The 21,663-nt window shown below is 70.2% G+C and carries 17 protein-coding genes and 1 pseudogene; 6 read left to right on the plus strand and 12 right to left on the minus strand.

Annotated elements, in window-relative coordinates; all coding sequences use genetic code 11:
* The 4 genes from QCN29_RS25380 to QCN29_RS25395 form a co-directional block, all read right to left on the minus strand.
* Positions 1-1,211: trypsin-like serine protease (locus QCN29_RS25380; RefSeq protein WP_279931038.1), on the minus strand; the 1,211-nt coding region annotated here is incomplete at its 3' end.
* A 171-nt stretch (positions 1,212-1,382) separates the two neighbouring features.
* Positions 1,383-1,883, minus strand: coding sequence for a hypothetical protein (locus tag QCN29_RS25385; RefSeq protein ID WP_279931039.1), 501 nt, complete (start codon positions 1,881-1,883; stop codon positions 1,383-1,385).
* Positions 1,884-2,037: 154 nt separating this feature from the next.
* Positions 2,038-2,334: a hypothetical protein gene (locus QCN29_RS25390; RefSeq protein WP_279931040.1), complete on the minus strand. Its 297-nt coding sequence runs from the start codon at positions 2,332-2,334 to the stop codon at positions 2,038-2,040.
* 174 nt (positions 2,335-2,508) lie between these two features.
* Complete coding sequence (locus tag QCN29_RS25395; protein WP_279931041.1) at positions 2,509-5,880, minus strand: ALF repeat-containing protein; 3,372 nt, start codon at positions 5,878-5,880, stop codon at positions 2,509-2,511.
* Between the two features lie 256 nt (positions 5,881-6,136).
* Here QCN29_RS25395 and QCN29_RS25400 point away from each other — a divergent pair.
* Both QCN29_RS25400 and QCN29_RS25405 read left to right on the plus strand, forming a co-directional pair.
* Positions 6,137-6,415, plus strand: a pseudogene (locus tag QCN29_RS25400) (transposase); the annotation flags it as partial.
* 243 nt (positions 6,416-6,658) lie between these two features.
* The gene (locus QCN29_RS25405; protein ID WP_279931042.1) at positions 6,659-7,930 is read left to right on the plus strand and encodes an ISAs1 family transposase; all 1,272 of its coding nucleotides are present in this window, start codon (positions 6,659-6,661) and stop codon (positions 7,928-7,930) included.
* A gap of 77 nt (positions 7,931-8,007) precedes the next feature.
* On the opposite strand, the gene QCN29_RS25410 is transcribed toward QCN29_RS25405, so the two are convergent.
* Both QCN29_RS25410 and QCN29_RS25415 read right to left on the minus strand, forming a co-directional pair.
* Positions 8,008-8,769, minus strand: coding sequence for an SGNH/GDSL hydrolase family protein (locus QCN29_RS25410; RefSeq protein WP_279931043.1), 762 nt, complete (start codon positions 8,767-8,769; stop codon positions 8,008-8,010).
* Between the two features lie 30 nt (positions 8,770-8,799).
* Entirely contained in the window at positions 8,800-10,554 is a 1,755-nt protein-coding gene (locus tag QCN29_RS25415; protein ID WP_279931045.1) for a hypothetical protein, read from the minus strand.
* Positions 10,555-10,666: 112 nt separating this feature from the next.
* On the opposite strand from QCN29_RS25415, the gene QCN29_RS25420 reads away from it, so the two are divergent.
* Positions 10,667-11,710 (plus strand): WD40 repeat domain-containing protein, encoded by a 1,044-nt coding sequence (locus QCN29_RS25420; RefSeq protein WP_279931046.1) that lies wholly within the window; start codon positions 10,667-10,669, stop codon positions 11,708-11,710.
* Between the two features lie 194 nt (positions 11,711-11,904).
* On the opposite strand, the gene QCN29_RS25425 is transcribed toward QCN29_RS25420, so the two are convergent.
* Positions 11,905-12,372: a PPOX class F420-dependent oxidoreductase gene (locus QCN29_RS25425; RefSeq protein ID WP_279931047.1), complete on the minus strand. Its 468-nt coding sequence runs from the start codon at positions 12,370-12,372 to the stop codon at positions 11,905-11,907.
* 31 nt (positions 12,373-12,403) lie between these two features.
* Entirely contained in the window at positions 12,404-13,198 is a 795-nt protein-coding gene (locus QCN29_RS25430; RefSeq protein ID WP_279931048.1) for a TetR/AcrR family transcriptional regulator, read from the minus strand.
* Positions 13,199-13,297: 99 nt separating this feature from the next.
* Between QCN29_RS25430 and QCN29_RS25435 the strand changes: the two genes are divergently transcribed.
* Positions 13,298-14,350: an ATP-binding cassette domain-containing protein gene (locus QCN29_RS25435; protein ID WP_279931049.1), complete on the plus strand. Its 1,053-nt coding sequence runs from the start codon at positions 13,298-13,300 to the stop codon at positions 14,348-14,350.
* On the plus strand, positions 14,347-15,183 hold the full coding sequence (locus QCN29_RS25440) for an ABC transporter permease (RefSeq protein ID WP_279931050.1): 837 nt from the start codon (positions 14,347-14,349) through the stop codon (positions 15,181-15,183). The genes QCN29_RS25435 and QCN29_RS25440 overlap by 4 nt, the downstream gene beginning before the upstream one ends.
* A 52-nt stretch (positions 15,184-15,235) precedes the next feature.
* Here QCN29_RS25440 and QCN29_RS25445 read toward each other — a convergent pair whose 3' ends face one another.
* The 3 genes from QCN29_RS25445 to QCN29_RS25455 all read right to left on the minus strand — a co-directional run bounded on the left by QCN29_RS25445 (position 15,236) and on the right by QCN29_RS25455 (position 17,869).
* A complete protein-coding gene (locus tag QCN29_RS25445) occupies positions 15,236-15,856 on the minus strand; it encodes a Uma2 family endonuclease (protein WP_279931051.1) in 621 nt (206 codons plus the stop codon).
* 138 nt (positions 15,857-15,994) lie between these two features.
* Positions 15,995-17,113: a phosphoserine transaminase gene (gene serC / locus QCN29_RS25450; protein WP_279931053.1), complete on the minus strand. Its 1,119-nt coding sequence runs from the start codon at positions 17,111-17,113 to the stop codon at positions 15,995-15,997.
* Positions 17,114-17,284: 171 nt separating this feature from the next.
* Positions 17,285-17,869, minus strand: a complete 585-nt coding sequence (locus tag QCN29_RS25455; RefSeq protein WP_279931055.1) for a GTP-binding protein — start codon at positions 17,867-17,869, stop codon at positions 17,285-17,287.
* A gap of 311 nt (positions 17,870-18,180) precedes the next feature.
* Between QCN29_RS25455 and QCN29_RS25460 the strand changes: the two genes are divergently transcribed.
* The gene (locus QCN29_RS25460) at positions 18,181-21,063 is read left to right on the plus strand and encodes an FAD-binding and (Fe-S)-binding domain-containing protein (RefSeq protein WP_279931057.1); all 2,883 of its coding nucleotides are present in this window, start codon (positions 18,181-18,183) and stop codon (positions 21,061-21,063) included.
* 45 nt (positions 21,064-21,108) lie between these two features.
* On the opposite strand, the gene QCN29_RS25465 is transcribed toward QCN29_RS25460, so the two are convergent.
* Positions 21,109-21,603, minus strand: coding sequence for an NUDIX domain-containing protein (locus tag QCN29_RS25465; protein ID WP_279931059.1), 495 nt, complete (start codon positions 21,601-21,603; stop codon positions 21,109-21,111).
* Positions 21,604-21,663 lie beyond the last annotated feature (60 nt).

Here is a 21,663-nt window from a genome sequence, read left to right on the forward strand (position 1 = left end):
TGCTTGATGGTGCTCCAGGTGTTCCCGCCGAGAGTGACCGGTACCTGGGTGTTGAGTTGGCCGTTGCCCTTGCCGGTGTAGATGTGGAGGGTGCCGTCACCCCAGATGGCCATCAGGTCGTCGATACCGTCCTTGTTGAAGTCACCGGCGGCAAGGTGCTTGATGGTGCTCCAGGTGTTCCCGCCGAGAGTGACCGGTACCTGGGTGTTGAGTTGGCCGTTGCCCTTGCCGGTGTAGATGTGGAGGGTGCCGTCACCCCAGATGGCCATCAGGTCGGCGACGCCGTCGCCGGTGAAATCGCCCTTGGTTATCTGCTTGACGGTGGACCAGGTGGTGCCGCCGAGCTGCGGGATGTGGGCGTCGAGTTGGCCGTTGCCCTTGCCAGGGTAGGCATGCAAGGTGCCGTCGCCCCAGACTGCGCTGAGGTCGGCGATCTTGTCGCCGGTCAGGTCGCCCTGCGCTGCGAACGCGGTGCTCGTGATCCACGGGTGCACGTCGTCGATCCGGGTCGCCACCGCTCCGGTACGGGTCTCGGAGGCGGGCGTGCCGAGGCAGCCGCCCTGCCAGGACCTGCTGGTGACGGCCACCAGCTGACGCGTGCTGCCCGCCTCGCGCAGGACGGGGCCGCCGGCGTCGCCCTTGCAGATGACCGAGTCGCCGACGGCCGCCAGATCGACGGTGCTGGCGCTGGCGGTACCGGCGGTGAAGGCAGCTGTATGGAGCCGGTCGGGTACCCAGTCGGTCTTCGTGCGTCCGAATCCGGCCGCGCGCAGGTTCTCCCCGCTGGCGGCCGGCGTGCTGGCCAAAGCGATGGGCTGAACGTTGTTGACGCGGGTGGCCAGCTTCACCATGACCAGGTCCCGGTCGGGGTGCGGGACGAGTTCGACCGCGCTCCGGACAGCGCCGGTCGTGCTCTGCTCCAGGTCCGGGCGGCCTAGGGTAACGGTGGTGAGGGACTGAGGTTTGCTGGGGACGTTGCCCGTCGAGTCGGCGAAGCAGCTCGCGGCGGAGAGGACCCACTGCGGGGCCACCAGGCTGCCGGTGCATGCGCGGCTGGAATCCCCGATCACGATCTGCGCGGTGTAGCCGTAGGAAGCGGCGTCCGCATTGGTTCCCTGCAGGGCCTGTGAGGGCGAGCTGAGCAGACCGATGGCTATCGCTGTGGCGGCGGCGCCGCCGATCCAGGTTGCGCGTGTGCGCGTGTGCGACATGACGTTCTCCGGTAGGTGAGTCAGAGTGGTCTCGCTGCGACCTGAAGCGGTCGAGGAGATCGGGCAGTGGAGAGAGGCCCCCACTTGCCTTGTGCCTTCTGGACAAGGCGCAGAGTCGGTTCAGGGGGAACCGCATCGCCGTGTGGCTGATCAGCGCCTCACCGTTCGCCGTTACTGGGAGGTCGTGATCCCGATGAGGTCGTGGTCGCGGCGCTGCGGGTCGGCAGTCTCCCCGACGGCCTTCCACTCGCTCGAGGCAACGCTGATGTTCTGCTCGCTGCCCTCAGCAGTCAGTGTGACATCGGTCTGGTGAGAGGCACCGCCCCTCACTCCATAGACCGTGGGAATCTCGAGGCTTAGGTGACCGCTCTTTCCGGTAACGCGGAAGCAGATCTTGCCCTTGGTCCGTGAGTACACCTCGAGCAGTCCGCTGGCCGAGGAGCAGTCGGCGAGCGTAATGTGTCCGTCACCGCGCTTGAGGACGAGGCCGAGTTCAGCCTGGATTCTGTCGGCATCCGGATAGCTGAAGTCTTCGACGGGGTAGGGCGGGAGTTCGCTGGTGGCAGCTTCACCGGAAGCCGATGCCTCGGTGGCAGACACCATGGTAGAGGCAGTGGCAATGCACGCTGCGGCCGCCGCAGCCGTCGCGATAATGCGATGTACAAGCTTCATACTTACTCCTTCAGAAATCAGAGAGAGAAGTAGAACCCTTCTCTTCCGTTCTTCAAGGTCGCGACCGTCTGGTAGCGGCCCAAGAGGTGAGGGCGCGCACAGGCGCCCTAAGCGGAACCTTAGTTCCGGGCTCGCCGCTTGCGGCGGAGTGGAGTCAACCGATAAGAAAGGCAACCACCGCCAGGACGACCGCAAAAGTAACGAGGAACACGGCCGCCTGTTTGTTGGCATTGTCGTCCGCTGGTTGACCTGCCCGCTGCCGAGCCTTCTGGCGAGCGAACCATCTGGCAAAGATGACCCTCGTGATCACCACTGTTAGCGCGATCAGCGTGAAGATGAAAAGTGCGTCTTTGCTCTCATAGTCGCGGGCCGCTGACTGCCCGGCGGCACTTGCCGCGCCGGCCAAGGGGACGGCGAGTGCCGCCAGTTTTTGCCGTCGAGTAGTGGCCATGGAAACTGCGGCAATCCCCAGGGCGACTCCGGAGAGAGCGGAGAGTACCCACCACCCCGTAATAGACAAATGGGATGTCAGCACAATTCCTCGCTGTTCTCGGTTTATGCACCCGGTGGGGCGATGAGGGAGGAGCGTTCTGACGTCTCCGCCTCACCGTCAGGTGTCTCTGCGTTACCAGGTCAGCAGGCCGATGACCGCGGTCGTCACATCTTCGGCGAGGCCGGAGACCGTGGCACCGACTTCTTCAGCCAAGCCGAACTTATCGAAAAGGCGGCCCTTGCCGAAGAATGCGGCGCCGAGTATGAACACCCCGACGGCAGAGTGGAACTCCGCACTTCTCCAGCCGTACGCCTGTCCGGTGTAGTAGGCACTCCCGCCCTGGAGAGTCAGGGAAGCAGCGCCAAGCACAAGAGCAGCTGTCCCAAGGGCAGGTGAGGCCGGTGACGGTATCAGGGCGAGTCCGCCGACCACCACTGAGGCTGTGCCAGCGATCGTGCTCCAGTGCCCGAGGACAGAAGCCCATTCCTTATCACTGCTGACGTCCTCAGGCCACAGACCCCGATCCACATACCAGGGCTTGTCGCTGTCGGAGGTCTGAGACGGGTCGGTCCCGCTTTCCTGGTTCCTCTTCGCTTCCTCGGCTGCCTTCTTTGCAGCCTCGGCCGCTTCGTCCTTTCGCTTGGTCGTCACGATCTTCAGCGCGTCACTGGCGGCGTCAGCCGCCGCTTTCGCGTCGTGCCCGGCCTGAACGGCGGAGGACTGCGCCGCAGTAGCGGAGGTCTGCGCAGCCGACGCGGACGAAACGGCCTGCGCTGCGGAAGATACGGCCTGTCTCATCGAATAGTTCGCCGAACGGGCCGCACCTCGAGCCACGGACGCCGCCTGGGTCGCCTTGGCCGCCGACTGAGCTGCTGCTGCGGCCGATGCGTCAGCGGCATCAGCGTGTGTCTTTGCCTGGTCAGCGAAGTTCGCGGCGTCCTTCGCGTGGTCCGTCGCCTTTTCCGCCCACTCGGCTGCGTCGGCAGCGGCCTGGCGGGCATCCGCGGCCGCCTTGGAGGCGAGGGCCGCGTCCACGAGTGCCTGAGCCGCGACCTTGGCAGCGTGGGCGATGGCCGCGCGCATAGCGGCGACATGAGTGGTGTGATCTTCGTCCAGCCGGGCGATGTTGAACTTGTCCCGGACGACGAAACTCCTCCGCATGAGGGCTGTGCCCTCCAGAACGATCTGCGCAGCCGACTTCATGTAGGGGCCGCCTGAATCAAGGAGGCTGAACACCTCGACGCGGTCGTCCTCCTTCACTGCCTCCGCCAGCTCTACGGTGAGGAAGCGGTGCAGCGCCATAGCGCTTCCGTCTGCCAGGGCCGCCTGGGCCTTGGCCTTGACGGCCTTCCCTGGATTCTGGTTCAGAATCTCGAACACCGCGACGCGGTTCTGAGTGGCTGCTGCTTCAATGACCCCGACAGTGAGGAAGTTGCGTGCAGCGTTGGGGTCATCGCTGGCCAGAGCAGCGTGTGCCGCTTCGGCCACGGCGGCCGTGCCCGCCTTGGCCGCGGCCAAAACGGTTTCCCGGTCGTCCTGCTGCTCGGCAAGAAGTCGGTCGGCATCGATCCAGTTGATGACGTCGTGGTCGGTGCCGGCGAGAGCGAACTCGGCGGCCTGCCGGGTCCAGGTGCCCTGAGAGACAAGCAGCCCGATGGCTGCCTTGCGGCCCGCCGTGACAGCTGCGGCTGTGTCTCCGTCCCGCAGCGCCGCGTCGGCAGCAGCGATGAGGTTCTTGATGTCGGTGGCGGTCTTGTCCGCCTGCGTGCGCTCCCTGGCAGCCCGGTTAAGTTCCTCGGTCTCGGCCTGGGCTCTGAGGCGGGCTTCCTCGACTCCGAGTTCCGTGTCCTCAGCGATGCGGGCGATCTCCGCCGCACGCGCCGCCTGCTCGACGGCCTGGGCTTCCTTGACCGCGTTGGAGGCGGTAGTCGCGGCCTGTACCGCAGCCTCTGCGTAGGCCTTGGACCGCTCGGCGTACTCGATCGCCTTGCCAGCGTTCGCGGCGGCGTCCTCGGCCGCCACCGCTGCCTTCTCCGCGTGCGCGGCGGCACTGTTGGCGGCGTCACGCGCTACGCGGGCGGCGCTGGCGGTCCTGTCCGCCAGCGTCCTGGCAGTGCCTGCGGCTTTGGTGGCCCGTGCGGCTGCCGCGTCAGCCTCGGCAGCTGCCTGCTTCGCCTTCGCGGCCTGAGATTGGGCGACACCAGCGGAGGCGGCCGCTGAGGCGGCAGCGTTGGCAGCCGCAGCAGCGTTCTGGGCCGCACTCGCGGCCGCAGAACCAGCAGAGGACGCTTGCTGAGAAGCAACAGCCGCCTGATCGGCGGCCGCGGCAGCGGTCCGCGCACGGCTTGCAGCGTCACGCGCACCCTGCGCGGCCTGACGCGCAGCCGAAGCCTTGGAGGCGTCCTTGGAGGCAGCGATCGCCCCGTTGTAAGCGCGCGACGCCGCGTTACCGGCCGCGGCTGCCGCCGCGGCCGCGGCCTGCGAAGCCTGCGCCGCTCGACTCGAGGCAGCCTGCGCGGTGCGGGAAGCCGATATGGCAGTGTTGGCGGCGCTTGCGGCACCCCGCGCGGCGCTCGCGGCGTCGTTGGCAGCCTGTGCCGACTTGCGGACATCACTCTGTGCCGCAGCTGCTTCCTCCGCGGCCTTGAGAGCGGCGGCCTTCGCTTTCTCGGCTGCTTCCTTCGCGCGATTGGACGCAGCAACCGCCTGTTCTGTCTGGAGCTTCGCCCTCCTGCCCTCACGTTCCACGATCTCGACCAGCTGGTCGATCGTCGCGGTCTCCTCGTCACGCGCTCGCGCGATGAACTGCCCGGAAGCAAGGAACTGGTGGATCGCGTTGGGCGAACCGTCGCTCAACGCGCGCTCGGCGTACTTCTTCACCTCAGGTGAAGCGGCGTTGAGGATGGCGAAGACCTCAACCCTCTCGTCCTCCTGCTGAGCGGTGAACCGGGTCTCCTCCAGGAACTTCCTCAAGGCCGACTCGGTGCCCGTGTCCAGAGCCTTCCTGGCCTCCCGCTTCACACCGGGGCCGCTGTTGTTCATCACAGTGAACACCGCCGCCCGCAGGTCCGTCTCGACAGGTTGCACGAAGCCGTCTCGCAGGTAAGCGGCGATCGCCTCGTCTCCGGCGGACAAGGCGGCGCTGGCTGACTCCCTGACCGACTTGTCTGCGTACGGAAGCGCTGCAAGAACGGCGAAGCGGTTGTCGTCCGCCTTCGCAATCGGCAGCTCGTTGGCCAAGAAGTTGGAGACGGCCGGAGGAGAGCCGACAAGGGCTGCGGCAGCAGCCTCGCGAACGGCGCGTCCTCCGGTCTTGTACGCCCATACCGCTTTGCCCCGGTCGGTGTCGGGCAAGCTGCCCGCAGCCGGGGTGTCTGCATCAGTGGCATAGGCAGGCCTGGTGCTCAAGCTGATGATTGACGGAAGAGCCGGGACGGCAGCGGCACCGGCCAGCGCGGTGATTACCCGGCGTCGACTCCAGAACGACGGTGGCGACACGTTCACGTTTCCCCCCCACGGGATGGAACAGTTCGAGAAACGGCACAGTCACACACGCCAGCACTTTCACGCCGACCCTAACTGGGTGCCGCATTAGCTGATTGCCGTACTAGCCGTAACACTATCCGATCTTAGAATGAATGTTCGCATGCGGGGTCCTGGCGGTGTCGCACCGATGGACGCGCAGGTGTCATTCGGCCTGGCCGCACCGAGGTTGATACACGGCCGGGTCACGTCTCGTGGAGGCCGCCGAGGGCACGTGCAGATGCGTCACGTCCTGGAAGCCTTGGAGGCGAAGCTCCCGAAGGCTACCGGGGATCTCGACGCCGCGCAGGCAGACCTGCTGGCGTTCACCGTGTTCCCACACGAGTTCTGGCGGCAGATCTGGCTGAACAACTCGCAGGAGCAGCTGAACAAGTAGGGCTGGCGTCGCACCGACGTGGTCGGCATCTTCCCCGACCGCACCGCCCTGATCCATCTGGTCGGCACCGTTCTGGACGAGCAGAACGACGAGTGCACCGGCACCCGCCGCTACATGGGGCGCTCGGAGACAGAACCGCGTCCGGTGTCCTGAGCGGCGCGGTCCTTCTACAGTCGGCCCCGCAGGGACTTCGAGCTGATCCCAAGCTCCCGGGAAACTTCGGTCACGCAGGGCTGTTGCAAAATCACGTGATCTTGTGGCGGTGCTGTTCAGGGGCCGATGACGTGGGGAGCGTGTCGTACACAACGAAGCTCCGTTGGTGCGAGTGACCTTCCCAAGTCTCTTGCACCCAACGGAGCTTCGATGTGCCGTCAGTCTGTCACGCCGTGCCTGGTCAAGTTGCCCGCCCTGGCGGGCCTAGCCGGGCTTCCGCTGACAGAACGGCTGGTCAGACTGCCCGACCCGCGCCGTCCGCGCGGGGTGCGTCACCCGTTCGTGAGCGTGCTGCTGATCGCTGCCTGCGCGGTCCTGGCCGGTGCCCGGTCCTACGCGGCGATCGGTCAGTGGGCCGCCGAGGCCCCGCAGGACACCCTGACCCGGCTCGGCGCCCGGGTCGCGACGGCACTTGCCGTGCGTATCCCCCCAAGCGGTGCCACGATCCGCCGAGTGTTCTCCGCGGCCTGTCCCGGGGGCCTCGTCGACCTGCTGGGCACCGACCCGGCCGGGACGGACGCGCTGGCCGTGGACGGGAAGACGGCTCGCGGCTCCCGCCGCCGTGCCGCACCGGCCGCTCACCTCCTCGCCGCGATGACCCGCCGCGGCGAGACGGTCGCCCAGCTCCGGGTTCCGGACAAGACCAACGAGATCGCATGCTTCACCCGGCTGCTGTCCCCTTACGACCTGGCAGGCGTCGTGGTCACCGCTGATGCCCTGCACACCCAGCGCGGTCACGTCCATTTCCTTCACGAGAAGGGTGCCCGCTTCCTCCTGGTCGTCAAGGACAACCAGCCGACCCTGTTCAAGACCCTGCGCTCATTGCCCTGGAAGCACGTCACCGCCCGCCACGCGGATCGCGATGTCGGGCACGGACGGCGCGAGCTGCGGGGCGTGAAGGCTCTGACGGTCACCGGCTTCGGCGTGGACTTTCCCGGTGTCGTCCAGGCTGCACGAATCATGCGGTTCCGCACCGACGCCACGACCGGCTGGCTCACACGCAAGACCATCTACGCCGTCACCGACCTGGCCTCGAAGGAAGCATCCCCGCAGCGACTCGGTCAACTGGCCCGCTCCCACTGGGGCATCGAGAACCAACTCCACCACGCCCGTGACCGCACCTTCCACGAGGACGACTCCAAGATCCGCACCCGCAACCTACCCCGCGTCATGGCCGGCCTGCGCAACCACGCGATCAGCACCCTCCGCCGGGCCGGACACCGCAACATCGCCGCCGCCTCCGCCACCTCTCCTACAGGCCCCACACCCGGCCGCTCGACCTCATCGGCCTGCCCTGACCAGCAAACTCACAAGATCACGCGACTTTGCAACAGCCCTGTTCGGTCACGGCAGGCGGAATTCTCCACCGAAGCTGACTGCTCAGCTCCTTGCCGGCCTCCTACGGGGCGATGCTGGTGCTGACATGGGTGTGGTAAATCATTGCTGCCGCTTGCAGCTCTCTGCGGCGTTCCTCGGAACTTTCCTGGCGTGGGCGTGGCTCATGTGGGCTTGATGTCCCTGGCCGTGATAGGGTGCTGCCGCCGGTGTGGAGCCGTGCGGGAGGGGCTGGCACCTGTGGGTGCGGGCTGGTAGGGCCCACCCAGGCCCCAGGCCTGGTGCATGGCGTCGGCGAAGGCCGCGGCCAGTTTGTGTTCGCCCGCAGGGCTGGGGTGGGTGCCGTCGTAGGTGTCGGTGGTGAGGGTGTACGACGGGGGGACGGAGGCCAGGAGGATCGGGGAGGCGGGGGTGGAGAGGTCCGCCGTCGTCTTGGCGAGGAGTTCGTTGAAGCGGGCGCACTCCGCGGCGAACGGGGCGTCCGTCGTGGCGCGGATGTTGGGGATGACCGGGAGCAGCACCAGGCGGATGTGGGGGTTGGCCGCGCGGGCTTCGGCGATGAAGTGGTGGGTGTTGGCGATGGTTTGGGTGCTGTTGGTGTAGAAGCCGAGGTCTATCAGGCCCAGGGAGACCAGCAGGATGTCCGGCCGGGCGGCGGTCGCCGCTTCGCGGATGGCCGGGGCCATATGGAGCCAGCCCTCGCCCCAGCCCGCGAGGTGGCGGCGGGCCGGGGGCGGGAAGGCGGGGTCGGCGTAGGCGTCGGAGGTGGCGGCCGTCGTGGCGTGGTCGTACAGCCCGGTGCGGGGGCCGACGATCTCGTACGGGCCGTCGGACAGCCGGGAGAGGTGCTGCCACATGCGGTAGCGCCAGGTGAAGTCGCCGGCGCGTCCGATGGTCATGCTGTCGCCGACGAACAGAAAACGCATGGGTAACATCCTCGCCGATCGTCGGTCGACTCAGCGATGTGAGGCTCGCCACGCGGGTGGAGAGAGCGCGGACTGGGAGAGCGCCGAGGGGAAGCGCGCCGAGGGGGAGAGTGCCGAGGGGGAGGGCGCGGAGGGGGAGAGTGCGGACGCGGCAGGCGGGGGCGCGGAGGTTGTCGACGGGGAGAGGTAGGCGGTCAGTTCGCCCTTGCCGGGCAGAGCGGGCAGGGGGTGGGCGGTCCAGGTGCGGGCGTAGCGGGGGACCGTCGCGTCCTCGCGGACGATGACCGCCATCGGCATACGGCGGGCCAGATCCTCGAGGCCGGCCACGGTGATCGAGCCGTCGTGGCCGCCGGTCTGGCGGGAGGAGCAGCCCGTGCCGAAGCCGATGCGGACGTATTCCGTGCCGTTGACGACGCACGGGGGGCGTACGCCCAGGCGGTTCAGCTCCGCGGAGATGCGTGTGAAGGCGACCCCGTCCTCACGGTAGCGGGCGGTGATCCGCGTCAGGGTCAGGTACTGGACGGTCAGATGGGCCGCCAGGGCCAGGACGAGGCCCGCGGCGACCAGGCTGCGCGGGCGAACGGTGCGCGCCAGGTGCATCAGGGCGTATGCCGTGGGGAGCGCCAGCAGCGCGTAGGCCGGGAGCAGGAAGCGGGGCGCCGCGTAGCCGATGAGCAGCAGATAGGGGAACGCGGCGAAGAAGCCGGTGAGGGCGGCCATGTTGAGCGCGGTGCGCTGCGGGGTGCGGCGGGCCGCCAGGCACCCGCCGATGACCAGCAGTGGAAGCGCGAAGAACCACAGTGCCGTCAGGGGGTCCCGCCACGGCACGTCGCAGGGGCGGCACAGCGTGCGGCCCGCCAGCGCCCGGACCTGGTCGTCGACGGCGACGTTCCAGCCCAGCTCGCCCTGGATCTCGCTGGCTCGGTGCAGCCGCGGCAGCAGCCCGCCGTAGCTGAGGTACGCCTCCGCCGCCCATGGCGCGCAGCCGATCGCCCCTCCGGCCACCAGTGCCAGCAGCAGCGCGGGGCGGCGTCGCCAGCGCCGTACGCACAGGGTCGCGACGGCGAGGGGGAGTGCCAGCCAGAAGGCGTCGGTGGGGCGCAGGAGGGCGGCGCAGGCGATCGCGGCGGCGAGGCCCGGCAGCGCCCGGCGGGCGGCGGTGTTCCGGCCGCGGGGGCGGAGGTAGTCGGTGAGCTCTCGTGCGGTGGAGGCTGTTGTGCCGTCGGCGGAGGTCCATTGGAGCGACGGGGCCGAGGGGGCCGCCTGGGTGCTGTGGTCCGACGGAACCCCGGCCGCGCGCAGGAAGCAGGCCGTGGCGATGAGGGCCGCGTAGGCGGCCCACAGGTTGGGCATGACCTGAGGCCCGTACAGGAGTGTGATCCACAGGGTGGCGAACAGCACCCCGGCGAGTGCCAGCACACGCACTGGCAGCAGCGGGCGCCACAGCCAGAGGGAGAGCAGCAGCGCGGCCCCGGACAGCAGTGCCAGATAGACGCGCAGGGCGGTGACCGACGAGGTCAGCACCGTCATGGGGGCCACGAGGAAGGTGATGCCGCGGGCGCGCGGGGCGCTGAAGAACGCCGCCGGGGCATCGGGGCTGACCTGGCTCACGTACACGGTCTCGTCCCAGCCGAGCCCGGTCCCGGGCACGCTGAGCACGAGCTGGAGGACGGTGAACGCCCCGGCCACGGAGCCGAGCCAGATGAGGTCGCGCAACCGGGACGGGGCGAGCAGGCGGGCGGCGGTGGATTCGGGCGGGTGGCTGACGGCTGAGGTCTGGGTCATGGGCTGCCTGTATATGTCGGGTATGGGGTGGTTTGGAGAGGATGCATCCGGGGTGTCGAAGCGCGTGGGAGGACGCGCCGACACCGACCGCAGGGGATGGCAGGCTTGGGGAATGCGTTCGCCTTCGTACGTCGCCGCCTCGGCAGCCTTCTCCGCTGCCCTCGCCGCCGCAACCGTGCTGACCGGATGTGGCGCCGCCGCCGCCGACGACTCGTCCTTCACCATCAAGGACCAACGGATCACGGAGTCCAGTGGTCTCGCCGCGAGCAAGCGGCACCCGGGTGTCTACTGGACGCACAACGACCAGGACGAGGGGCCTTACCTCTACGCCGTCGACGCGGAGACCGGTGAGACCGTCGCACGGGTCGCCATGCGCGGGGTCGGCGAGCCGCGCGACATGGAAGCCGTCTCCGTCGGGCCGGACGGAGACGTCTACGTGGGCGACATCGGCGACAACCTGGGCGGCGGCTGGGACCACGTCTGGATCTACCGCTTCCCGGAGCCGGAGAAGCTCAGCCCCGAACTGACCGTGCGGGCGACGCAGTACACCGTCCGGTACGAGGACGGGGCGCGGGACGCCGAGGCGCTGATGGTGCACCCCGCCACCGGGCGCGTCTACATCGCCTCCAAGAACGAGGACGGCGGTGGGCTGTACGAGGGGCCCGCCACGCTCACCGCCTCCGGGACGAACGTCTTCCGCAGGATCGCCGAAGTGCCCTGGGTGACCGACGGCGCGTTCTCCCCCGACGGCGGCGAGCTGCTGCTGCGCTCCTACTTCAGCGCCCGAGCGTACGAGTGGAAGGACGGCCGGCCCGGCGCCGACCGCAGGGTGCGCGCGCCGATCCAGCGGCAGGCCGAATCCGTCGCGTACACCCCTGACGGGAGCGCACTGATGTTCGGCACGGAAGGGGTGCAGAGCACCGTCCAGCGCGTGGAGTTGGAGGGGCGGCAGGACAAGACGGAGAACGGCGAGACGGGCGAGAACGGCGGGAGGAACGAGAACGGCGAGAAGGGCGAGAAGGGGAAGGGCGGGGGTGCGGCCGAAGGAGGTGCGTCCTCCTCGGACGGCGACCGGAATCTGACGTACGGGCTCGTCGCCGCCGCGGGCCTCGGGGCCCTCGTGCTGTGGCTGCGCGGCATGCGCCGCAAGGGCTAGCCCACGGGCTGTGGGCTGCAAGGGCTAGGGCACGGGCTGTGAGCCGCAAGGGCTAGCGCAGGGGCTGTGGGCCGCAAAGGCTGAGCCCTGCGCCGAGCCCCTGAGCCCCAAGGGTTGAGCCGCAAGGCCCACGGGCTGAGCCTCGATCCCCAGGGGCCGAGCCTCGGGGTCGGCGCGCCGAGCCCGCGGAGTGATCAGCTCCTCGAGAGGGGGCGCACCTCGTAGTGCAGCGTCCGGTCCCGCTTCACCTTGTGCGCCAGCGGCACCAGCAGCCCGTGCGTGACGGGGTACTTGCGCGCCAGCAGCTTCGCCGCGTGCGCGTTCTCCTCGCTGCCCTGGTCGAGCAGCCGGGCGCGGGCCCTGATCGGCGGGCCGGTCGGCGTGCCGCGCATCGTCGAAGGCGCGAGTTCGATGTCCGGATCGTTCCGCATCCGCTTCGCCTTCCAGGCCTTCGCGTAAGTGCGGACGTAGGCGTGGTCGCCTTCGACGACGATGTTGACGGGCGTGCCGACGCCTGTGCCGTCGCGTTTATGACTGGTCAGCAGGGCGGCCCACTGCTCGACAAAGGGTGTCAGGGCCGGTGTGCTGCTGCCTCCGCCGCCTCTGCTGCCTCTGCCGCCTCCGCTGCTTCCGCCGCCTCCGCTCGTGTCTCTATGGCGCATGTCTCCATGAAGGCACGGCCCGGCGCGGACGTCATCCGCTCGCGGGCCCGGGGCTGCCGGCGCTCCGCTGCTCCGCCCGTTCGCGTACGAGGGTCTCGAAGCCGGCGACGAGGCGGCGCAGCCCGAAGCCGAAGTGGTCGAATTCGGCGAACGCGTCCTTCGACAGGGAGGCCATCAGCGGATACTCGCCGCTCATCATGGCCCGCTCCAGGAACGGGCGCTGCCCCTCCCAGAACGCCTCGTCGCTCAACCCCGTCTGCTGCGCGGCTTCCGCGGCCTGCAGCTCCATCTGGGCGATGCCGTGGACGAAGCTCTGCACGCTGATGATCGCGGAGATCGTCTCGGGGTCGCTCAGACCCATGCCGCGCAGCCCGGCGAGGGCGAGTTCCAGGCCGCGTACAGCGCTGGGGCCCAGCACCGTACGGGCCTGGTTGACCTTCAGCAGCCAGGGGTGGGCGCGGTACTGGGCCAGATGGCCGCGGGCGAGCTTCTCCATGGCCTCGCGCCAGTCGATCTCGCCGGGGGGCGGGGTCGAGGCGCCCTCGGTTGCCTCGCCCTGGACCCTGTCGAGCATCAGGTCGAGCAGCTCGGCCTTGCCGGGGACGTACCGGTAGAGCGACATCGCGCCGACGCCCAGTTCGGCGGCGAGCCTGCGCATCGAGACGGCGGCCAGGCCCTCGGCGTCGGCCACCGTGATCGCGGCCGTGACGATCCGGTCGAGGCTGAGGCCTGGTTTGGGGCCGCGGGTGGGGCGCTCGCCGGTGCCCCAGAGGAGCTCCAGGCTGCGCGCGACGTCGCCGCTGCCGCTCGTTTCGGTCGTCGTCATGGCTTCACCCTAATGCGCTGGACAGAAACTGAGTACGGTGTACTCTCAATCTCGTACGCCGTACTCAGTTGCGTTTGACGATGCGAGCGAGGGGGTTCAGTGAGCGGATACGCGGTGCTGGCGGAGGCGCTGGAGAAGCAGTACGGGGAGGACACACGCGCGCTCGACGGGTTCGACCTGGCGGTGCGCAAGGGCACCGTGCACGGGCTGCTCGGGCCCAACGGCGCGGGCAAGACGACGGCGGTGCGCGTGCTCACCACGCTGCTGCGGCTGGACGGCGGACGCGCCGAGGTGGCGGGCGTGGACGTGGCGCGCCACCCGCGCCGTGTACGCAGCCGGATCGGCCTGACCGGCCAGTACGCAGCGGTGGACAAGCTCTTGACGGGGCGGCAGAACCTGGAGATGTTCGGCCGGCTGTTCCATCTCGGCGGCAGGCGGGCGCGGCTGCGCGCCGCCGAACTGCTGGAGCGCTTCGACCTGACCGAAGCGGCCGACAAGGGCGCGGGTGAGTACAGCGGCGGCATGCGGCGACGGCTGGACCTGGCCGCGTCGATGATCATGGCGCCGGATGTGCTGTTCCTGGACGAGCCGACGACCGGGCTCGATCCGCGCGGGCGCGGCGAGGTGTGGGACGCGGTGCGGGCGCTGGTGGCGGGCGGCACCACCGTACTGCTCACCACGCAGTATCTGGACGAGGCGGACAGGCTCGCCTCCCGCATCACCGTCCTCGACCAGGGGCGGGCGATCGCGGACGACACTCCCGACGGTCTGAAGCGCCGGGTCGGCGGGGACCGCATCGAGGTGGTGGTCGCCGAGCCGTCGGACCTTCCGGCGGCGGTCAAGGCGGTCGCGCGCGTCGCGGACGCGGGCACGGAGCCAGAGACGGCGATGACGGCGACGGCGACGGCGACGACCACGGACGAGAGGGGCTGCCGGGTGCACGCCGCGGTCAGCGGCGACCGGGTGGCGGCGCTGACGGAGGTCGCCCGGACGCTCCAGGAGGAGCGCGTCGCGGTGGAGGACATCGGGCTGCGCAGGCCGTCGCTGGACGAGGTGTTCCTGCGGCTGACCGGACACCGCACGGAGCGCACACACCGCACGGAGCGCACGGAGCGCACGGAGCGCACGGAGAGCGAGGGGGCAGCCGTATGAGCGTCGATCTGCGGGCGGTGTACGCGGGCGAGGAAGGACCGGGCCGCAGGGCCTACTGGGCCCTGGCCGACTGCTGGAACGTGGTACGCCGCGGCCTGACCCACTATCTGCGCCAGCCCTCGTACATTGTGTGGCAGCTGGGCTTCCCGATCGTGTCGGTGCTGCTGTACGGGTATGTCTTCGGCGGCGCGATGAAGCCGCCGGGCGGCGGGGACTACCGGGACTTCCTGCTGCCCGGCATGTTTGTGATGACCATGGCCTTCGGTCTGATGAACACCGCGATCACGATGGTCACGGACGCGTCGAAGGGGGTCGTGGACCGCTTCCGCTCGATGCCGATGGCGCCGTCCGCGGTGGTCGCGGGCCGGGGCGCGAACGATCTGATCGTGGCCTGCGCCGAGCTGACGATCCTGGCGGCGACCGCCCTGGCGATGGGCTGGCGCGCGGACGGCGGCCTTGCCGCGGCCGCCGGAGCCTTCGCGCTGCTGCTGCTCCTGCGGTTCTGCCTGATCTGGGTCGGCGTCTGGCTCGGCCTGCTCATCCCGAGCCCGGAGGCCGCCGGCGGCCTCTACGCGGTGGTCTTCCCGCTCACCATGGTCTCCAGCGTCTTCGTCCCGCCGTCCTCGATGCCGGACTGGCTGGGCGTGGTCGCCGCCTGGAACCCGATCTCCTCGACGGCCACGGCGACGCGCGAGCTCTTCGGCAACCCGGTGGCGAGCGACGGCAGCTGGATCCAGGAGCACGCCGTGCTGATGGCGGTGGTCTGGCCGGCGGCCGTCACCGCGGTCTGCCTGCCGCTGGCGGTCCGCCGCTTCCAGCGACTGAGCCGGTGAGGCCGGTGAGTCTGGTGAGGCCGGTGGGGTTGGTGACCTTGGTGAGGCTGGCTCAGGACTTCTTGGGCGTGGCTCCCCGGAGGAGCGCCTCGACGTCCAGCTTGACCTCCGCCCCGATCGACTCGGGGAGTGTGATCTGCTCGCCGGGGGCGGCGACGCGGTGAGTGTCGTACGTCCGCTCGGCGGGGTTCGGCTCGGTCAGGACGTGGATACGGCCGTGCTTGCCGTCGATGATCACGTAGACGGGGATCTGCGCCTCGGCGTAGGCGGCCACCTTGTCGCGGAGGTCCTGCTGGTAGTTGCTGGAGGTGACCTCTAGGGCGAGGCGGAAGCAGACCGGGTCATAGCAGTTGCTCTTGACGTGGTGTTCTTCGAAGTCTGCGTCGACGAGCGCGAGGTCCGGGATGGCGAAGTCCTCCGGGCCGCCGGGCAGCCAGAGTCCTACGTTCTGCAGCACTTCGGTTTCGCCGCCGTCGAGGCCGGCCATCATGAAGGGACGCATCAGCTTCGTCAGGCCACGAGCATGGGCACCGTCGGCGGGCGGGGTCGCGGTGAGAATGCCTCCGATGATCTCGACGCGATAGCCGGGAAGCTGCTCAGTCAGCTTGTCCGCTGCCTCAAGCAGGGTCACCGGCTCGTCGTGACAGGGGTGCTCGACTGCTGCGGCAGACATGAGGGCCTCCTGTTGGCTGGTGTCGAGACCATCGTCGTAGGCGGATACGCCCTGCCGTGTCCGTTCTCCGTACGGTCACCTGTACGAGTGAGGGCCCGCCGTGGCGGCGGGCCCTCGTAGTGCAGTGCACTGCGAACGTCAGAGGCGCTCGATCACATAGTCCACGCACGCCGTCAGGGCCTCGACGTCCGCCGGGTCGACCGCCGGGAACATCGCCACGCGCAGCTGGTTGCGGCCCAGCTTGCGGTACGGCTCCGTGTCCACGATGCCGTTGGCCCGCAGGGTCTTGGCGACCGCCGCGGCGTCGATCTCGTCCGCGAAGTCGATCGTGCCGATGACCTGGGAGCGCTTGGCCGGGTCCGTCACGAACGGGGTCGCGTACTTGGAGGCGTCGGCCCAGCTGTAGAGCGTGCGGGAGGAGGCGGCGGTGCGGTTCGTCGACCAGGCCAGGCCGCCCTGGCCGTTCAGCCACTTCAGCTGCTCGTTGAGCAGGAAGAGGGTGGCCAGCGCCGGGGTGTTGTACGTCTGGTTCTTGCGCGAGTTGTCGATCGCGGTCGGCAGGCTGAAGAACTCCGGAACATGGCGGCCCGACGCGTGGATGCGCCCGGCCCGCTCCAGGGCCGCCGGGGAGAACACGCCGATCCACAGGCCGCCGTCCGAGGCGAAGGACTTCTGCGGGGCGAAGTAGTAGACGTCCGTCTGCGCGATGTCGACCGGCAGACCGCCCGCGCCCGACGTCGCGTCCACCAGCACCAGCGCGCCCTCGTCCGCGCCGTCGACGCGCTTGATCGGGGCCGCGACGCCGGTCGAGGTCTCGTTGTGGGTGAAGGCGTAGACGTCGACGCCCGCCTCCGCCTGCGGCTCGGGGTGGGTGCCCGGCTCGGAGGAGATCACGGTGGGCTCGGCCAGCCAGGGCGCGAGCTTGGCCGCCTTGGCGAACTTCGACGAGAACTCACCGAACGACAGATGCTGCGACTTGTTGTCGATCAGACCGTGCGTCGCGATGTCCCAGAAGGCGGTGGAGCCGCCGTTGCCGAGGATCACCTCGTAGCCCTCGGGGAGCGAGAACAGCTCCCGTACGCCCTCGCGCACCTCGCCGACCAGGTTCTTCACCGGAGCCTGGCGGTGGGACGTGCCGAGGAGAGAGGCGCCCGTGGCGGCCAGCGCGTCCAGCGCCTCCGTGCGCACCTTGGAGGGGCCCGCGCCGAAACGGCCGTCGGCGGGCTTGATGTCAGCGGGAATCCGGATCTCAGCCACGGGCGCGAGCGTATCGGTTCTGCCGGGCGCGCGGTGACGCGGTCCGGCGGCTGAGACGCACACGTACACGCACATACACACACGTGCACGCGCTTCCGCACACGTACACAGGCGTACACACGCTTCCGCACGCATCCGCTCACGCATCACGCGTCGCGCGCCCGGGACGCGTCACGTCGGGCGGCGGCCCGACAGCTTCCGCAGATGGTCCACCAGCGCGATCAGCACGAACTTGCTCGACGAGTGGTCGCGCGCGTCGAACTCCACCATCGGCACATCGTCCCCGAGCCCCAGCCCCGCGCGGATGCTCTCCTCGCCCTCGAACGGCCCGCCGAAGTCGTTGGCCGCCACGATGAACGGCATCCCCAGATGCTCCAGACGGTCGATCGCGGGCCAGGCGTCGGCCAGGCACCGGGTGTCCACCAGGACCACCGCGCCGATCGTGCCGCTGAAGATGCGGTCCCAAAGGAACCAGAACCGTTCCTGGCCGGGCACGCCGAACAGGTGCAGGACCGTGTGGCCGCCCCCGACGGCGTCCGAGGCGCCGTCCAGGGTGATACGGCCGAAGTCGAGGGCGACGGTGGTCGCGATCTTCCGCCGGATTCTCGCCGCCCGGCTCATGGGCTCTTCCGTGTGCAGCGGACGGATCTCGCTGACGGAGCGCACCATCGTCGTCTTGCCCACCCCGAAGCCGCCCGCGACGACGATTTTGAGGGCGTGGGGCGCGCGGGGCTGAGGCGTCGCGACGCGGGTCATCGCTGCTCGTCGGTGCCGGTCAACATGTCTGGCCTTCCGGGGTGACGGGGCGTAGACGGGGTGTGTAGCGGGCTGTGGTGTGGAGCCGTGGAGCTGTGGTGCCGCGCCGTGCCGTGGAGCTGTGGGTGCCGTCCCGTGCCGTGGTGCGGGTCGGGCGCGGGCGCGGGTCGCCGTGGTGCCGTGGTGTGGTGCCGTGCGTCGCTGACGAAGTGGGGGTCAATATAGGGGGGTTGAGGGCCGCGGGAGGCGGTTCTCGGCAGGGTCGGCATCGCCTCCAGGTGTGACGCTCCGCACGTGGGCATGCTGGGCACATGACGCAACAGCAGGCACGGGGCCCGGCGCGCGGGCTGGCGGAGGAGCTGACGCGGGCCGTTCGGGGCGAGGTGGACTTCAGCGCCGCCGCCCGCGCCCTGACGACGATGGACGCCTCCAACTACCGGCGCGTCCCGGTCGGGGTCGTCGCGCCGCGGGACGCCGCCGACGTCGCCGCGGCCCTTGAAGTGTGCCGTGCGCACGCCACGCCCGTCGTGCCGCGCGGCGGGGGCACCTCCATCGCCGGGCAGGCCACGGGAGTCGGCGTCGTCCTGGATTTCACCCGGCATATGGACTCGATCGTGGGAATCGATCCGGACTCGCATACGGCGGTGGTGCAGCCGGGCCTCGTCCTTGACGAACTGCGGGACGCGGCACGCCCGTACGGACTGACCTTCGGCCCCGACCCGTCCACGCACAGCCGGTGCACGCTCGGCGGGATGATCGGCAACAACTCCTGCGGCGCGCACTCCGTGGCCTGGGGCACCACCGCGGACAACGTCGCCGAGCTGGACGTGCTGACGTACCGGGGCGCCGCGCACCGCCTTGCGCGCGGCTTCGGCGGCGGGCCCGACGGGGTGCGGGAGCTGGCCTGGGGGAATCTCGCGCTGCTGCGGACCGGATACCCGGAGAATCTGCCGCGCTGTATCTCCGGCTATGCGCTGGACGCGCTGCTGCCGGAGAAGGACGTCGACCTGGCACGGGCCTTCTGCGGCAGCGAGGGCACACTCGGGGTGGTGACCGAGGCCGTTGTGCGCCTGGTGGACGCGCCGCGCGCGCGGGCGCTCGCCGTGCTGGGCTACCCGGACGAGAGCGCGGCGGCCGAGGCCGCGGCGGGGCTGCTGCCGCTAGGGCCGCTGACCGTCGAGGGCATGGCCGAGGACCTGGTGCCGGGGGTCCGGTCGCTGCCGCGGGGCGGGGCCTGGCTGTTCGTCGAGACCGGAGGAGACACGGCGGCCGGGGCGCGGGCGCGGGCGGAGGCCGTCGCGAAGGCGTCGGACGCGCTGGACACGGCGGTGGTGGACGACCCGGCCGGGATGCGGGCGCTCTGGCGCGTACGGGAGGACGCGTCCGGGACCGCCACCAGGACCCCGGACGGCGGAGAGGCCTGGCCGGGCTGGGAGGACTGCGCGGTGCCTCCCGCGCGGCTCGGCGCGTATCTGCGGGACTTCCGGGCGCTGCTGGCGGCGCACGGGCTGCGCGGCACTCCGTACGGGCACTTCGGCGACGGCTGCATCCATGTCCGCATCGACTTCGATCTGCTGAGCGCTGGCGGCGTGGCGCGGTTCCGGGCCTTCTCGGAGGAGATCGCGGAGCTGGTCGTCGCGCACGGCGGATCGCTGTCGGGGGAGCACGGCGACGGGCAGGCACGGGCCGAGCTGCTGCCGAAGATGTACGGGGACGAACTCGTGGGGCTCTTCGGCCGCTTCAAGGACCTGTGGGACCCGGACGGCGGGCTCAACCCCGGCATGCTGGCCCGGCCCGACCGGCTGGACGAGCATCTGCGCTTCGAGGTGCTGCCGCGGGAGCGGGTGGCGGTCGAGTTCGGCTACCCGGAGGACGGCCGGGGCGGCGGGGACTTCTCGGCGGCGGTGCGGCGGTGCGTCGGGGTCGCCAAATGCCGGGCCGCGGCGACCGGCGGCGGTCCGGGGGTGATGTGCCCGTCGTTCCGGGCCACGGGCGAGGAGATGCACTCCACGCGCGGGCGGGCGCGGCTGCTGCACGAGATGCTCGCGGGCGAGGTGGTGACGGACGGCTGGCGGTCGCAGGAGGTGCGGGAGGCGCTCGACCTGTGCCTGTCCTGCAAGGGCTGCCGCAGCGACTGTCCCGTGGGCGTGGACATGGCCACGTACAAGGCGGAGTTCCTGCACCACCACTACGCGGGGCGGCTGCGGCCCGCCGCCCACTACGCGATGGGCCGGCTGCCTCAGTGGCTGCGGGCGGCCGCGCCGCTGGCGGACGCGGTCAACGCGGCGGCGGGCGTGCGACCGCTCGCGGCGGTCGCGAAACGCCTCGGCGGGATCGCGCCCGAGCGGCAGCTGCCACGGCTGGCGGGGGAGACCTTCCGGCGCTGGCTGCGCAGACGCCAGCGGGACCGGGAGACGGTGCTCGCCGAAGGCCGTACGGCGGTGCTGTGGCCCGACACCTTCACCGAGCACCTCTCACCGGAGGTGGGGCGTGCGGCGGTACGGGTGATGGAGGCTGCGGGCGTGGGAGTCGTGCTGCCCCAGGGGCGGGTGTGCTGCGGGCTGACGTATGTCTCCACGGGCCAGCTCCGGCGGGCGCGCACCGTCATGCGGCGCACCCTGGACGCGGTCGAGCCGCTGCTCGATCTGGGCGTGCCGGTGGTGGTGCTGGAACCGAGCTGCGCGGCGGCGCTCACCACCGACCTCCCGGAACTGCTGACCGGCGACCCCCGCGCACGCCGCCTCGCGGCCCTGGTGCGCACCTTCGCCCAGGGCCTCGAGGAGTGCGCCCAGCCGGACTGGTCGCCACCGCGCCTCGACCGCCCCGTCGTCGGCCAGACCCACTGCCACCAGCACGCCGTGCTGGGCGACGCGGCGGAGCGCCGCCTGCGGGAGCGGGCCGGCCTGACAGGCGAGCTGAGCGGCGGCTGCTGCGGGCTCGCGGGCAACTTCGGCTTCGAGAAGGGCCACTTCGAGGTCTCCGCGGCCTGCGCGGAGGAACAGCTGCTGCCGTCGGTGCGGGCCGCGGCCCCCTCCGCGGCGGTCCTGGCGGACGGCTTCTCCTGCCGCACGCAGCTGGACCAGCTGGGCGGCGTGCGGGGGCGGCACCTGGCGGAGCTGCTGGCGGACGCGCTGCCGGAGGAGGGGGCGGTGGAGGTTCCTGACCGGCCTGGCGGGCTTGATGGGCCTGGCTGACGCGGGTGCCGGAACTCGCCGCCCGGCTCGTGCGGGATGTACGCCTCAGGAGATGTACGGCTCCGTCGAACGCAGGCCGTGGTCGATACGCGCCCGAAGCGCAGGGTGCACCGGGTAGCCGTCAAGTTCGGCCGGGGCCACCCAGCTGACCTCCGCCGCTTCGGACGGGTCGGGTGCGATGCGGCCCCCGACGACGCGGGCGCGCAGGCAGATGTTGATGGGCTGGCGCACTTCGTCGATCCTGTCGCCGTGCCAGTAGGCGATGACATGGTCCGGTGTCGAGAACACCCCGACCAGCCCGATGACTTCGACCTCCAGGCCGGTTTCCTCGCGGCACTCCCGTACCCCCGCCTGCCCGACGGTCTCGCCCTTCTTGACCCCGCCCGTGGGAATGGTCCACAGGCCGTTGTCCACTCGCTTGAGCAGCAGCAGCCGCCCTTGGTCGTCACGGACGAACACGGACGCCGACGTCTTGCGGCTGGTCGGCTTGGGGGCGTCCGGGGCCTGCCAGTAGTCGATGCGGCGGGTGCGTTTGCTCATCGGGACTCCGTGACGACGATCTCGGCGGGCCGAACCCTGCCAGTTCCTCATTCCCGGGAC

Source organism: Streptomyces chengmaiensis (assembly GCF_029846775.1).
GTDB classification, from domain to species: domain Bacteria; phylum Actinomycetota; class Actinomycetes; order Streptomycetales; family Streptomycetaceae; genus Streptomyces; species Streptomyces chengmaiensis.